This window comes from Campylobacter sp. MIT 97-5078 (assembly GCF_006864455.1).
Lineage (GTDB): Bacteria > Campylobacterota > Campylobacteria > Campylobacterales > Campylobacteraceae > Campylobacter_D.
The window spans coordinates 55,421-68,714 of record NZ_QHLK01000006.1 but is presented as its reverse complement, the minus strand read 5'-3'; the positions used below and the strand labels follow the sequence as shown (position 1 = coordinate 68,714).

The window sequence follows — 13,294 nt, the reverse complement described above, 5'->3', positions numbered from 1 at the left end:
TTTTATTTTATTCTTCATAAAGCTCAAAAGCCCTATCTTCACTAAGGTTTCTATCCTCAACAAGCACTTCGTCATTAAGCTTAATTTGAGTGATGTTCTCATCCTTACCCTCAAGCTCATATTTCATCGTATAAGCGTTGCCTTTTTGCACAAAAAACTCGTCCATATCAAACCAAGCAAGCACTGGAAAAATAACACTTGGCAAAATTTCACTATGAGCGTTTAAAAGCACACTAAAATTGCTTGAATCGCTTTTTGCCGAGCCATTAAGCTTGAATTTTTTACCCTTAGAACTTGCTGAAAAGTCATTCAGCACAATTTCGGCTTTCGAGCGAGTAAAAAGCTTAAATAGTTCTTCATTATCAAACAAACTTTCATAATCAGCCCAAGGAGTGCTTGAAATTAAAAGCTCTTTAGGCAAGTCTTTAGCATTTGTATCAAGGTTAATCGCATGTAGGTTAAGCTGCATTTGCTTTGATTTAAAATCCTCAATCTTAAGCTTTATACTCAAATCATCTAGCTTTTCACCCACTTTCCCCATACTTTCCATCATAACTTTTGAGATATTAATATCATCATAAAGCTCTATATTTTCAGCACTAAAATGTGATTTTGAAGTAACAATACCTTGAGCATCAATATAATCTTGCAAAAATACAGGCTGTGAAAATCGCTCTTCGTATGCAAGATTTGTAAATTTAAAATGCGAATATTTCATAAATAAAAAGTCAAATTCTTTAGTCTTTAAAGCAAAAGAATTTAAGCTTGAGTTCTTATTGACATTTGCTTTTAACACAAAATCATTAAGCTTAAGCTTAAGAATACCCTCTTTTAAATTTATATTTGTGGGCTTAAATTCAAGATCTAGGCTCTGATTAAATTTGATTTTTCCACTTAATGTCAGAAAAATTTCTTCTTGTATGCTTTGTTTGAGAGAAGCTGGACTAAAAAAGCTCGCAACAAAAGTATTTGGAGCAAAAAAGCTGTTATGAAAAGTAATTTCAACTCTTGTAGGCTCTGCAAAAGGTATCAAACTTTTATCATCGATCATAAAATTCGCAGAAGAACTAAAAAATCCCTTTTTTAACTCAACATCTGTCAGCGTATATTGGCTTGAAACTTGCTCAAAAAATTCCAAGTTAAGTCCCCTTACAAATGCAACTTGAGCTAAATATAAAACAAACAAAATGATAATTATACTCAAAAAAATAACACTTTTTTTCATTGATTATGCCTTTTGTGAAATGCTAAAACTATATTTTAATATATTTTTTTAAAAAAACTTCTTAAAGAATACTTTGTTCTAAGAAAACGATACTTTTAAGCTTGTATTTTGATTAATGAAATTTGGTTAAAATACACTTTTAGCTTCAAACTAAGGATAGATCATGAAAATTCTTATCAGCGGCGGGGCTGGTTATATAGGCTCTCACACCTTAAGGCAGTTTTTAGACACTAAACATGAGCTTTGCGTTTTAGACAATCTCTCTAAGGGTTCAAAAATCAATCTTGATGCCTTGCAAACTTTAAGAAAATTCAGCTTTTTTGAGCAAGATTTGGCTGATTTTAAGGCGGTAAAAAAGCTTTTTAAGGAGCAAAAATTTGACGCTGTGGTGCATTTTGCAGCTAGTATTGAGGTGTTTGAGAGCATGAATAATCCTTTAAAATACTATCTTAACAATACCGCAAATACTTCAAACCTTATCCAAACTTGCCTTGAAGAAGGAGTAAATAAATTCATCTTTTCAAGCACAGCAGCGACTTATGGTGAGCCAAGCACTCCTGTGGTTAGTGAAACAAGCCCATTATATCCTATAAATCCTTATGGACGCTCTAAACTTATGAGCGAAGAAGTTTTACGCGATGCAAGCATGGCAAAGCCTGAATTTAAACACTGTATTTTAAGGTATTTTAATGTCGCTGGAGCTTGCATGGACTTTGATATAGGGCAACGTTATCCAAAAGCAACTTTGCTTATCAAGGTTGCAGCTGAATGTGCAGCTGGTAAGAGGGACAAGCTTTTTGTGTATGGAGATGATTATGAGACTAAAGATGGCACTTGTGTGAGGGATTTTATCCATGTTGATGATATAGCAAGTGCACATTTAGCAGCTCTTGATTATCTTGAAAATAATCAAAGCAATGTCTTTAATGTTGGCTATGGGCATGGTTTTTCAGTTAAAGAAGTAATTCTAGCAATGAAAGAAGTAAGTGGGGTTGATTTTAAGGTAGAACTTGCACCTCGCAGGGCTGGTGATCCTAGCGTTTTAATCTCAAATGCTGATAAGATTAAAAGTCTTACTACTTGGAAGCCAAAATTTGATGATTTAAAGCTCATTTGTAAAAGTGCTTATGAATGGGAAAAGAAGTGCTAAGAGCCTCACAAAAGATAAGAATAATCTTGCCTTTAAGAACATAAATTCAGGTTAAATTTGGCATTCACAAAGGAAAAATATGCTTAAAAAACTTTTCGCTGTTTTATCTAAGCAAGATAAGCGTTTTTTGCTTGCTTTACTTGCTTTTTCTGTGTTTATTTCTTTTATAGAAAGCTTTGCTATAAGTCTTATCATGCCTTTTGTGAGTTTGGCTAGCGATTTTTCTTATTTTAAAACGAATGCAATTTTAAAGAGTTTTTTTAGCAAATTTAGCCTTAGTGAATATGAATTTGTAGCTCTTTTTGGGCTTTTTTTAATCATTTTTTATCTTTTTAGAGCCTTTTTAAATGCCCTTTATTTTCATTTGTTAGCACGCTTTTCTAAGGGCAGGTTTCATCTTTTTGCTTTAAGGATTTTTAAACGAGTTTTGTTTTTAAATTATGAAAGTTTTACTCAAAAAAAACCTAGTGAAATTGTCAAAACCATTTCTAATGAAACTTATAATCTTAGCACCATGATCGCTTCTTTTATGCTCTTTTTAAGTGAAAGTTTTGTGCTGCTTTTAATTTATATTATAATGCTTTTGATTGATTATAAAATCACTTTATTTTTATCAGCTTTTTTGCTTTTAAATGCCTTGATTTTAGTGCGTATTTTAAGTCCAGCTATAAAACAAGCTAGCATAAAAAGAGAAAAGGCAATGAGTGGCTTTTTTGAGAGCTTAAATACAAATTTAAATAATTTCAAGCTCATTAAACTTAAAGGCGAAGAACAAAGCGTTGCGAGGCTTTTTAGCGAGCAAAGCAAGCTTTTTTCAAAGGCAAATATCACCAGTGAGAGCATTAATGCTCTGCCAAGAATTTATCTTGAAGCGGTTGGTTTTTGTGTGCTCATTTTCATCGTGATGTTTTTACTTTGGCAAAACAAAGGCGATGTAAGAAGCTCTTTAGCCATGATTTCTATCTTTGTGCTAGCCCTTTACCGCCTTATGCCTTGTGCGAACCGTATTATCACAAGTTATCATGATTTATTATATTATAAAAATTCACTTGATATTATCTACAAAAGCCTTCATGAGTCTTATGAAAAGCTTGAAGATGAAAAAATCAGCTTTGAAAAAGAAATACAAGTTAAGAATTTAAGCTTTCATTATGAGGGCAAAAAAGACTTGTTTCATGGGCTTAATTTCACTCTTAAAAAGGGCGAAAAAATAGCCTTTGTAGGACAAAGTGGCAGTGGAAAAAGTAGCTTTGTAGATATACTCTGCGGGCTTTTAAAGCCAAAAGTTGGGCAAATTTTAGTTGATAATGCCTTGCTAAGTGAAAAAAATCTTAAAGCTTATCGCCAAAAAATAGGCTATATCCCCCAAGAAATCCATCTTTATAATGATACTTTAGCCTTTAATATAAGCTTTGAACAAAATTTTGATGAAAAAAAACTTCATAAAGTCATAGAACAATCCAATCTTAAAAAATTTGTCTTAAATTTAAAAGAAGGCATACATACTCAAATTTCAGACTCCACCCTAAGTGGAGGACAAAGACAACGTATAGGCATAGCAAGAGCACTTTACTCAGAGCCTGAAATTCTCGTGCTTGATGAAGCCACTTCAGCCCTTGATAATGAAAGCGAAGCAAAAATCATGAATGAAATTTATGATTTAAGTAAAGATAAAACCCTCATCATCATCGCTCACCGACTAAGCACAATAAAGGGCTGTGACAAAGTATATAGAGTAAAAAATGGGGCAATTTGTTTGCAAGAGTAAGTATTTTTTCCAAATCCTGTGTTAAATATTTTTTTAAAAAATCCTTAACATCCACTTCTAAAATATCAGCTATCTCAAACAAATGCGAAAGATTAAAATGTGTCCCACGATAAAATCTCTTGGCACTTGCTACTATAAAAACGCTTTTATGACCCATTCTTAAAGAAAGTTCAAGTTAAGAAAGTCCTTTTTTTAGGAATTTTTACGATATTTTGCCCTATTTTTCAAAGAAAACTTTAGCTTTTCCTGACGGATCATTTCAAAATATTGATAAACTTGAAGATATTTATATTTTTAATATCTTTGTAGAGGCTTATATTTGATATAAAAAATTTAGCTTGGTATTGCAAGGATTTAGAAGATAAGCAAAATATAAAGGACAAGTAAAAATAAATAATGAAAAACTCAAATAAACTTTTAAAAGAAATTAAAAAATAGAAAAAGGACACGACAATGTATAAGCTCAAACAAGAAAGAACAATCTATGCTTTATTTGTTTTAATAAGCTTAGCCATGATTGTTCAAACCATTAGCATTCACAATGAAAATCCTATAAATTTAGTTGCTGGAGTAAGTATGTTTATTATCTTTCTTCTCATAGGAATTTTAGGATTAAAGCTCAAAAATGATGAAATAAAATGGTTTAAAGCATATCATCAAAAACTTTATGAGGAACTTGCTAAGCAAGAAGAAAGTCTCAAAAAAGAAAAAGAAAAACAAGATGAATAACATACTTCAACACAAAGATCAAATTTTTATTGCCTTCAATACTCTTATTGTTCTTATACTCGTATATTTGTTCCTCACTTCAAGTATAGCTTTTGTATATTATCCTCATTTTGTGGCGTTGATATTGCCAAATTTTCTTTTAATGTTCTATGTTCAAACTTATATGACTTTGCAAATTCCTTTTTTTCTTGTTTGTTTTTTACTCATAGCTGCTCTAAGCCCTAGAAAATCAAAAATAAATCAAATTGTGCTTATTTTGCTTGGCATTTTAGTTATTTTTGCAATGATTTTTGCAACTTTAAAAGCTAAACTTTTAAAAGATCATCTTAATACAGCTACACAATCTTATTTTATCGATGAGATCATCGATAGAAGAATAAACAAAAACCAACAAAAAATCTTAAATGATAATTTAAGCTTGAAAGAAAAAGAAAATTTGAAAATAAATCAAAAATTTGTTTATTTGATTTGCGAGTATGATTTATACCAAGAAGTATGCAAAAAAAGCATTGATTCTCTAAGCCATTTTTATCAAAACAAAGCCTTGAAATTCGCACAAGAAAAACAAATCAACAGTTATGAACAACAAATGAAAGTTTATAATCAAGAGCTTAAGCGTCAAGCTCAAGAAAACTTTTTAAGAAATTTTGACTAAAACTTATTCTAAACCAAAAAGCTTGATTAAGATATAATTTGACATAGGCAAATTCGCTTTTTTGGCTTTGGACCTTAAGAGTTCTTTTTGTTCTTCAGTAAGGTATATATAAATACCAGTGTTTTTATTGTTCTTTTTGTTTGTTTTTTTAGCAAGTTTTGATCGACTATCTTTTATCAGTTCATCTAAGCTTTGAGGCACTTTGTTTGTATCCATACTCTTATCTTCAACAAAGGCAAAACTTTTTTTGGCTTTTGCATTGTCTTTAGGTTCAACACTCATTTTATTCTCCTTCAATGTTTAAGTTTTATGTGCGAGTAAAATCATAGCATAGTATTATTGATTTGACAATAAATTAATAGTATATTGTTATGAATTTAATATTAATTTGAAAATAATTTTATATCAAATGAATACTAAAATGCTGATAATTCATACCCCTTTTTGAGTAAAAAGAAGAGCTTTATAATGCAACGCTCATCTTCTCTTTGTCTATACAATCAATAAGCTCCTCAAAAAAGCCTTCAAAATCCTGATACGCTTTATCTGTTTTCTTGCAGTATTCAAATATACTCAAGCCATTTGAAAATGAAGACCTATAAGCCTCTCTTTCATACAGCACACTTGAGCTTAAAATACAATCTTCAATATTCTTTTCGTTGATATATTCTTGTAAATCTCTTAGTTTTGCATGTAAAAAAGGATTAGGTGAAGCCTTAGAGATGACAACAAAGGCTTTAAGCTTGGTATTAAAAAGCTTTGTATGGGTAAAAAGCCTAAGCATTTTATTCAAAACAGCAATATCCAAATCACTTGGAATCGTAGGTATGATTAAGATATCACTTAAGCTAATAGCAAGTCTTGTATCCTCACTATCTCTTCCTCCTGTATCAACAATAAGATAATCATATTTTTCACTCAAGCTTTTGATTTGCGAGGCAAGAGAATTTCCTAGAATACTTGCAGAAGGAAAAGAAAGAGGAATTTCTTTACATGCTCTTATATCATTAAAAACTCTAGTGCTGTTTTGAGGATCAGCATCAATGAGTAGCAAATCCTTATCTAAAGAATGAAGTTTGGCTGATAAATTTAAAGCTATACTTGTTTTACCACTGCCACCTTTTTCATTGACTACACTTATAATCATCATAGACTCCTTGTTGGGTTTAAAAATATGGATTAAAGTTATTTAATCACAAAGGTATTCTATATTAATTATGCTTTATTTTACATTAATTTATTAATTATTTTATATTAAATAAATGCTATTTTAATATAAAATAATTAATAAAATATGTGTTAGTTATAATTAATTTAAGATTAAACTTTTTATGTTATAATACTTCATCTTTTTAGAAAGGATTTGATATAAGAAAAAAAGGAATATCGTATGAAGAATTTGATAAACTGATTAAAGAATTTGGTTTTAAAAGTAAAACTGAATTTGCAAAAAGTTTAAACTATTCTATACAAATGATCTCATCACAGTGGAAAAAAAATAATTCTTGTCCTCCATACATTAATCAAATAACTTTAGAGTGGGCGAATTTAGCAAAGAAATATGATGAATTAGTCAAAGGTGAAAATTTAAAGCTCTAATATAATCTTAAGAGGCAAAATATTTTTGCCTCTTGTCTTTTATTTATTCACAAGTTTTTGGATCGATATATGTTATTAAAAATTCTTCATTTCGCAATGAAAGCTTATTATAATCCATAACTTTAAAATAATCTTTTGTTTCACCCTCTTTTGCATAAAAAATAGGGATATAAATTGTATCATACTTGCCAGACTTTAAAAAATTTTCATAATCTTCTTCACTATCAGCAAATACTATGTTAAATATATAGATAGGAATTTTATATATCGCTTTACAAATTTTAGCATTTGCTGGGATATTATATTTTGCTTTTACTTCTTCATAGCTTAAGGTTTTGTTTTTTTGAGCTTTATCCATTTCTCCGGTTATATACAACTTAAGAGCCTTTTCTTGATATTCATTCTTTGCTTTAAAATTTCCAGATGCTGAATCAGAAGAACAAGCTGCAAGAACAGCACCTAAAATGAGAGTTGAAGTTAAAAGTTTAAAACTTTTCATGAAAATCCTTTATAAAAAATTGCAGTAATTATATTGCAATTATATTAAAAAATACTTAAATAATAAACTTGTTTTTGTTCTTTGTAAATTATATTAAAAATGCTTAAATAATAAGTTTATATTTGTGAAATAAATTTGTTTAAATTTATTCTTGTGAAAAGTGTTTTTTCTATGGCAAATAAAGCCAAACCGCCTTATCAGTCGTTTGTCTTTATTTGGAAGCTTTAAGCCTCTTTACTTATAGTCTTAAAGCTAAGAAAAGCGGGGGAAATCCCCCGCAACGCCCCCTTAAAAAAGGGGAAAGGATTTTAAGGTTAGTGAAATGCTTTTAGATAGTTTTTTGAGGGGTATTTTTTAAGTAAAAAAAAGAGAAAAAAAATTGAATAAAAATTATTTTATTATTTTAAATATTAAGCATATTTTAAGCAAAAAAAGGGTATAATTTATTAAAGAAAAAAAGGAGTTTGAGAGATGACAAGACGGAGGAAAGAGGAGTTGAGAAATTATCTTGTGAATGAGTTTCTTGGTATGGTTGAGGATAAGGAAAATATTATTTATAAAGGAGTTGCTAAGACTAAGGAGTTTAAACGTTTTGTGATTGAGAAGGCTGGGAATGAGAACATACCCTCTCTTTTTGAAGAGGAAGAATTGAAGCCTTTATCGGTTTATGATGAGGCAGAATTTCAAAGGGTATATTTTGAGAAAAGGGGGTTAAACAATGGGGACAAAGTCGAAAATTGTTTGTTGTTGAAATATGAAATAAGCCCGACATTCACAATTCCTAATTACGCATAATATTTTTTTGATTTTATTTTTGTATTGAGTGAGATGACTTTATAAATATCCTCATCAAAAAACTCTAAGGTCCAAAGCACACAAAACAAAACTGCAACGATAGGAATTGCCCAAAGAACTAAAAGAAACCAAGATAATACTCCTGTAAATCCAAGTATGCTCCAAGAAATTAAGGATAATCCTTTCATTTTAGGATTTTTTGTCAGCTCTCTATAACAATTTGTCTCTATCATTTGTGCTTCTTTTCACGACATATAACTTGCAGATATGCTATAGACTATACCTATAATGGCAATGCCACCCATTGCAAGTTTTGAATGCTCTTTGAGTCTTTCTAAAGAGAAGACAGCCATTAAAATCATCACGATGATCCAAACAATACCAATCGTTAGTGTGATCGTATTAATAATGCCAGCGATTGAACCAGTGATTGATTCTAATCCTTTCTCTGCTTCACTACGAATTTTTTCAGCCACATTACCTGAGTTTGCAGCAAAAAGAAAATTGACACAGCTAATAGAAAAAACAAGAAAGAGCTTTTTCAACTGAGAAAAATAATTTTTCATTGGGACTCCTTTTCAAAAAATTTCTTAATCGTATTCTTTTTTGAAGTTGTTTATCAAGGGGGGATTTTTGTATATTTTTGTCAAAAATAATTTTGTGTTTCAAGCTTATTGATTTAGGAATTTGAATGCAATATTTATAAAAACACTTTGGCTGATTTTTAGGCAGGATTAAGTTTTACTCATTAACCAAAATTAAAGTAAAAATGGGGTTTTAAAATACATTTATTCATTCATGCTTTAGACAAAAAAGTCCTTTTTTAATTTTTTTAAAAAGATTAGTGTTTTTTCAATTTTGCTCTTGGGTTTAAACGATTTGTAATTGTTTAAAGTGATTTTACCGCAAGATAATTTTATTGAGCTCAATTTTGAGCCCGTTAAATATAAAGACAAAAAGGAGAAATGCTTTTAATTTGACTTAAGTTTTAAAATAGTTTGCCTAAATTTTTAAAAAAATATGCTTGGAATTTTAAGCAAATCTTACTCTAGGTTTTAATTCAATTTTGCTTTTTGAGTTTAAAATAATTTTGCCCTTGCTTTTAAGAAAAATTTGCTTAACTTTCAAGTTTATTTTACAAAATATTTTAAAGCAAATTTGCCTTACACTCGAGCGAAAAAACTGAAAAAATTTGCCCATTATTCATCCATATCTTTTCAAAAAAGTGCAATTTTAGGCGTTTTCGCCTCTCAAAGCTCTGCTTTGACTTGCTTTGGTGCAAAAAACGGCACACTTTTTTGCGTATCCTGCTCTTTTTTTCTAGTCTTAAATTTTACCTATTTTTTTCTTAGACTTCACAAGAAAAAATCCTGCTTAGAAAAAAAATTTTTGTATAGTGGTGTCAAATGAATTGTAAAGCCTTAAATGAAAGAAAATTTTCTGTTAAGTCTCATTAAGATTATAAGCCAAAATGTATAATAATTTTCACATCCACACAGCAAGCAAAATCAGTTCAAACTCGCTCTTACTTTTTCAAATCTTTGACATAATTTTTATTTTGTGCTAAGATAGCTTATAAATTTTTTATTTTTCAACCTCAAGGCTTTTCTTTTTACTTAACGAGCTTTGTAATTTTTTTGATAAATCATTGATTACGAATGAAATGAAAAGAGAAAAAAGTGAAAATATACTTATCCCTGCAATAAGATTTGTTTCACTATCTCTATGAAATAAAACAATTGCTATTATAATGATAAATGCAAGGCTTACAAAGATAAGTTTTTGTAAGCATTTCTGGATATAAGCTTTTATGCTGATATTATGATCAAGATCTTTAAATTGAATTGTTTTCATTGTTGTTCCTTGTTAAATTTTTGCCATTTCACTTTTAACTCCTTATTTCATAATTAACTTTTAAAATATTAGCCCCAATATAAGCCATAGCAATTATCAACTAAATCTAAAAACCTTAGAGAAGCCTCGTTTAAATTATCTAAAATATCCTTTCTTTTAAAATATAAAATTTTATTTACCTTTTGGCATTACAATATCACGCTTTAAAATACACTAAAGGAGTAAGGGTGCAAGCGTATAAAAAAGCGATATTTGCTTTAGCTTTGAGTGCTTTTTGTTTAGGCGTTACTGAATTTGTAATGGCTGGAGTTTTAGTCGATGTACAAAAGTATTTTAATGTCGATGCAAAAACAGCTGGCTGGCTTACGACTTTGTATGCGATCGGTGTTGTTATCGGTGCACCTTTAATCACCATACCTTTAAGCCGTTTTAACCGCCACATACAGCTTCTTATTAATTTGAGTATTTTTACAGTGGCAAATTTCATCATCTTTTTAAGCCCAAATTTCTATCTTACTGCTTTTGCAAGGTTTATAGCTGGAACACAACATGGCGTGTTTTTTGTTATCGCAACGCTTGCAGTTACTGCCATAGCTCCAGCACATGAACGTTCAAGAGCTTTAGCTGTAATGGTTACAGGACTAACTGTAGCTTTGGTTACGGGCGTGCCATTAGGAACCTTTGTAGGGCATTTTTTCGGCTTTAAATTTATCTTTTTGCTGATTTTTGTTATCACTTTGCTTGCTATTTTTGGAATTTTTCATATGATGCCAAAAGATATTAGCCCGAGTGCAATGAGTTTAAAAAGCCTTATACCAGCGTTTTCGCACAAAAATTTGCTTAAAACTTATGTGATTACGACTTGCACTTGTGGGGCGCAATTTGTGCTTTATACTTATATACAAAAACTTTTAGTTGATATAAGTGGCTTTGAAGTGGCAAGCACAGCATATATCTTGCTTGTTTATGGGCTATGTGCCATACTTGGCAATCTTTACGGGGGCAAGCTTGTTGATAAAATAGGAGCTGTAATGAGCCTTAGAATCATACTTATCTTGCAAGTGGCGGTGTTTTTAAGCGTGAGTTTTACTATGTATTCACAAATTCTTGTTGTGATTAATATCGCTTTGATAGGAGTTTTGAGCTTTTCAACTATACCAGCTTTAAAAATGATGGGCTTAAGCAAGGCAAAAAGACATGCAAATTCCTTTATCGATAGTGCAGTAAGCATAAATGAAGCAGCCTTTAATGTCGGCATCGCCCTTGCTTCTTGGCTTGGTGGCTTTGTGCTTGCTCATTTAGGTATTGAGTTTAATGCTGTTTTTTCGGCGTTATTTGTGCTGCCGGCTTTACTTTTTAGCGTGCTTTTTGCAAAGGATAAGGTAGATTTTAACAAACTTAAGAGAAAAAAGAGAACTTAAAAACTAGAGCTGGGTAGGATTGTAAGTTAAAAAAGCAAAAATTTGGCTTGGGTTAGAGGATTTTGAGCTTTTCAACTTGGAACAAAATTTGCTTTGCTTTAAATGTAAAATTCACAAAATGAAGGAGTGCAAGATGCTTAATTCTATCCAACAAGAAAGCATAAATTCGAACTTTTATTCAAAAGTTAAAACGCAAAAAACAAGTGCAGATGAGTTTCAAGCAACGATAAATAAGATCAAAAAAGAAGAGGTTGCAAAAAGCACAAGTTCAAAATTTGAAAATATCGATCTTGATCTGAGTAAAACAATGAGTAATTTTATCGCTTATGCTCAAAATAAAAGCTATGAGGATGGCTTAAAAAAGATAGAAGAAGATCAGCTTAACAAACTTTTCAAAACTATCGATAGGAACACAAAAAACCGCTAAAAATGCTTTAAACTAAAAGAAGTTTAAGCACAAATTTGCTAGAATTAAAGCCTAAAACTTACTTAAAGAAAGCGTTTTATGGCTTATACAAGATTTAAAACAAAACAAATCAATGTGGGTGGCGTGCTTGTAGGAGGGGATGCACCCATTTCTACTCAATCCATGCTTTTTAGTAAAACAAGAGATATAAAGGGCTGTTTAGATCAGCTTAACAGGCTTTATTTCGCTGGAGCTGATATAGTGCGTTTAGCTTGTCTTGATATGGCTGACGCGAGGGCTTTAAAGGAGATTAAGGCTCAAAGTCCTTTGCCTCTCATCGTAGATATACACTTTAATTATAAGCTTGCTGTATTTTGTGCTGAATTTATCGATGGTGTGCGGATAAATCCTGGAAATATAGGCTCGAAAGATAATATCAAAGAAGTTGTAAAAGCCTGTAAAGAACGCAAAATCCCTATCCGCATAGGCATAAATCATGGTTCTATAGAAAAGCAGTTTGCAGATCGCTATGGATACGGCATTGAAGCTATGCTTGCAAGTGCGCAGTATAATATCAAGCTTTTAGAAGACTTTGATTTTACAGATATAAAAATTTCGATGAAAACTTCAGATACACAAAAAACCATAGAAGCATATGAAAGACTGCGTCCTTTGGTAAGCTATCCTTTTCACTTAGGTGTAACTGAAGCTGGCACGAAATTTCACAGCACTATAAAATCCTCGATCGCCCTTGGTAATTTACTCTTAAAGGGTATAGGCGATACGATGAGAGTTTCAATGACAGGTGAACTTGAAGAAGAAATTCGCGTCGCAAAGGCGATCTTACAAGATAGTGGAGTGCAAAAAAGCGGAATCAATATCATCTCTTGCCCAACCTGCGGACGAATACAAAGCGATCTTGTTAAAGCTATAAAAATAGTCGAAGAAAAGGTAAAACATATCAAAGAGCCTTTAAATATCAGCGTTATGGGTTGTGTTGTAAATGCTTTAGGAGAAGCTAAAGGAGCTGATGTAGCCATAGCTTTTGGCAAAGGGCAAGGACTTGTAATAAGACATGGCGAAGTAGTCGCTAAGCTTAAAGAAAATGAACTTGTGGATCGCTTTTTGCAAGAAGTTGAGGACGAAGTAAGGGTGCGAAAAGAAGCTTGAAGCTTCTTTTTTACTGGCTAAAT

At 31.1% G+C, this 13,294-nt stretch carries 15 protein-coding genes; 8 read left to right on the top strand and 7 right to left on the bottom strand.

Translation table 11 applies throughout. The annotated features are described in order from the left end of the window. Positions 1-7: 7 nt before the first annotated feature. Positions 8-1,225 carry a hypothetical protein gene (locus DMB91_RS04570; RefSeq protein ID WP_034906906.1) on the bottom strand — a complete coding sequence of 406 codons (1,218 nt, stop codon included), beginning with the start codon at positions 1,223-1,225 and terminating at the stop codon, positions 8-10. Between the two features lie 163 nt (positions 1,226-1,388). Between DMB91_RS04570 and galE the strand changes: the two genes are divergently transcribed. The 4 genes from galE (at position 1,389) to DMB91_RS04550 (ending at position 5,527) form a co-directional block, all read left to right on the top strand. Continuing rightward, positions 1,389-2,375 (top strand): UDP-glucose 4-epimerase GalE, encoded by a 987-nt coding sequence (gene galE, locus DMB91_RS04565; RefSeq protein WP_034906910.1) that lies wholly within the window; start codon positions 1,389-1,391, stop codon positions 2,373-2,375. Positions 2,376-2,454: 79 nt separating this feature from the next. Next, the gene (locus DMB91_RS04560) at positions 2,455-4,143 is read left to right on the top strand and encodes an ABC transporter ATP-binding protein (RefSeq protein WP_143116833.1); all 1,689 of its coding nucleotides are present in this window, start codon (positions 2,455-2,457) and stop codon (positions 4,141-4,143) included. Positions 4,144-4,596: 453 nt separating this feature from the next. After that, entirely contained in the window at positions 4,597-4,872 is a 276-nt protein-coding gene (locus tag DMB91_RS04555) for a hypothetical protein (protein ID WP_034907008.1), read from the top strand. Next, complete coding sequence (locus tag DMB91_RS04550; RefSeq protein WP_034907006.1) at positions 4,865-5,527, top strand: hypothetical protein; 663 nt, start codon at positions 4,865-4,867, stop codon at positions 5,525-5,527. The genes DMB91_RS04555 and DMB91_RS04550 overlap by 8 nt, the downstream gene beginning before the upstream one ends. 3 nt (positions 5,528-5,530) lie before the next feature. Here the strand turns inward: DMB91_RS04550 and DMB91_RS04545 are convergent, their stop codons facing one another. The 3 genes from DMB91_RS04545 to DMB91_RS04535 all read right to left on the bottom strand — a co-directional run bounded on the left by DMB91_RS04545 (position 5,531) and on the right by DMB91_RS04535 (position 7,625). Beyond that, on the bottom strand, positions 5,531-5,809 hold the full coding sequence (locus DMB91_RS04545) for a plasmid mobilization protein (protein WP_034907005.1): 279 nt from the start codon (positions 5,807-5,809) through the stop codon (positions 5,531-5,533). A gap of 181 nt (positions 5,810-5,990) precedes the next feature. Then, positions 5,991-6,677, bottom strand: coding sequence for an AAA family ATPase (locus DMB91_RS04540; protein ID WP_231549691.1), 687 nt, complete (start codon positions 6,675-6,677; stop codon positions 5,991-5,993). Positions 6,678-7,169: 492 nt separating this feature from the next. Beyond that, a complete protein-coding gene (locus DMB91_RS04535) occupies positions 7,170-7,625 on the bottom strand; it encodes a hypothetical protein (RefSeq protein WP_143116832.1) in 456 nt (151 codons plus the stop codon). Between the two features lie 471 nt (positions 7,626-8,096). Here DMB91_RS04535 and DMB91_RS04530 point away from each other — a divergent pair, with 471 nt between their 5' ends. Continuing rightward, positions 8,097-8,420 (top strand): hypothetical protein, encoded by a 324-nt coding sequence (locus DMB91_RS04530; RefSeq protein WP_034904310.1) that lies wholly within the window; start codon positions 8,097-8,099, stop codon positions 8,418-8,420. On the opposite strand, the gene DMB91_RS04525 is transcribed toward DMB91_RS04530, so the two are convergent. From DMB91_RS04525 to DMB91_RS04515, 3 genes are all read right to left on the bottom strand, one after another. Then, complete coding sequence (locus tag DMB91_RS04525; RefSeq protein WP_034904313.1) at positions 8,411-8,653, bottom strand: hypothetical protein; 243 nt, start codon at positions 8,651-8,653, stop codon at positions 8,411-8,413. The two genes, DMB91_RS04530 and DMB91_RS04525, sit on opposite strands and share 10 nt — an antisense overlap. Before the next feature lie 12 nt (positions 8,654-8,665). Then, entirely contained in the window at positions 8,666-8,986 is a 321-nt protein-coding gene (locus DMB91_RS04520; RefSeq protein WP_034904315.1) for a hypothetical protein, read from the bottom strand. A gap of 1,018 nt (positions 8,987-10,004) precedes the next feature. Then, complete coding sequence (locus DMB91_RS04515; protein ID WP_143116831.1) at positions 10,005-10,274, bottom strand: hypothetical protein; 270 nt, start codon at positions 10,272-10,274, stop codon at positions 10,005-10,007. Positions 10,275-10,501: 227 nt separating this feature from the next. On the opposite strand from DMB91_RS04515, the gene DMB91_RS04510 reads away from it, so the two are divergent. From DMB91_RS04510 to ispG, 3 genes are all read left to right on the top strand, one after another. Continuing rightward, on the top strand, positions 10,502-11,695 hold the full coding sequence (locus tag DMB91_RS04510; protein ID WP_034902522.1) for an MFS transporter: 1,194 nt from the start codon (positions 10,502-10,504) through the stop codon (positions 11,693-11,695). 133 nt (positions 11,696-11,828) lie between these two features. Beyond that, positions 11,829-12,122, top strand: coding sequence for a hypothetical protein (locus DMB91_RS04505; RefSeq protein WP_034902519.1), 294 nt, complete (start codon positions 11,829-11,831; stop codon positions 12,120-12,122). A gap of 78 nt (positions 12,123-12,200) precedes the next feature. Then, positions 12,201-13,271: a flavodoxin-dependent (E)-4-hydroxy-3-methylbut-2-enyl-diphosphate synthase gene (gene ispG / locus DMB91_RS04500; protein ID WP_034902516.1), complete on the top strand. Its 1,071-nt coding sequence runs from the start codon at positions 12,201-12,203 to the stop codon at positions 13,269-13,271. The last annotated feature ends 23 nt before the right edge of the window (positions 13,272-13,294 follow it).

Bases quoted from the DNA above. Each gene is read 5' to 3' on its own strand.
- DMB91_RS04570 (WP_034906906.1), bottom strand. From the start codon at position 1,225: ATGAAAAAAAGTGTTATTTTTTTGAGTATAATTATCATTTTGTTTGTT.
- galE (WP_034906910.1), top strand. From the start codon at position 1,389: ATGAAAATTCTTATCAGCGGCGGGGCTGGTTATATAGGCTCTCACACC.
- DMB91_RS04560 (WP_143116833.1), top strand. From the start codon at position 2,455: ATGCTTAAAAAACTTTTCGCTGTTTTATCTAAGCAAGATAAGCGTTTT.
- DMB91_RS04555 (WP_034907008.1), top strand. From the start codon at position 4,597: ATGTATAAGCTCAAACAAGAAAGAACAATCTATGCTTTATTTGTTTTA.
- DMB91_RS04550 (WP_034907006.1), top strand. From the start codon at position 4,865: ATGAATAACATACTTCAACACAAAGATCAAATTTTTATTGCCTTCAAT.
- DMB91_RS04545 (WP_034907005.1), bottom strand. From the start codon at position 5,809: ATGAGTGTTGAACCTAAAGACAATGCAAAAGCCAAAAAAAGTTTTGCC.
- DMB91_RS04540 (WP_231549691.1), bottom strand. From the start codon at position 6,677: ATGATGATTATAAGTGTAGTCAATGAAAAAGGTGGCAGTGGTAAAACA.
- DMB91_RS04535 (WP_143116832.1), bottom strand. From the start codon at position 7,625: ATGAAAAGTTTTAAACTTTTAACTTCAACTCTCATTTTAGGTGCTGTT.
- DMB91_RS04530 (WP_034904310.1), top strand. From the start codon at position 8,097: ATGACAAGACGGAGGAAAGAGGAGTTGAGAAATTATCTTGTGAATGAG.
- DMB91_RS04525 (WP_034904313.1), bottom strand. From the start codon at position 8,653: ATGATAGAGACAAATTGTTATAGAGAGCTGACAAAAAATCCTAAAATG.
- DMB91_RS04520 (WP_034904315.1), bottom strand. From the start codon at position 8,986: ATGAAAAATTATTTTTCTCAGTTGAAAAAGCTCTTTCTTGTTTTTTCT.
- DMB91_RS04515 (WP_143116831.1), bottom strand. From the start codon at position 10,274: ATGAAAACAATTCAATTTAAAGATCTTGATCATAATATCAGCATAAAA.
- DMB91_RS04505 (WP_034902519.1), top strand. From the start codon at position 11,829: ATGCTTAATTCTATCCAACAAGAAAGCATAAATTCGAACTTTTATTCA.
- ispG (WP_034902516.1), top strand. From the start codon at position 12,201: ATGGCTTATACAAGATTTAAAACAAAACAAATCAATGTGGGTGGCGTG.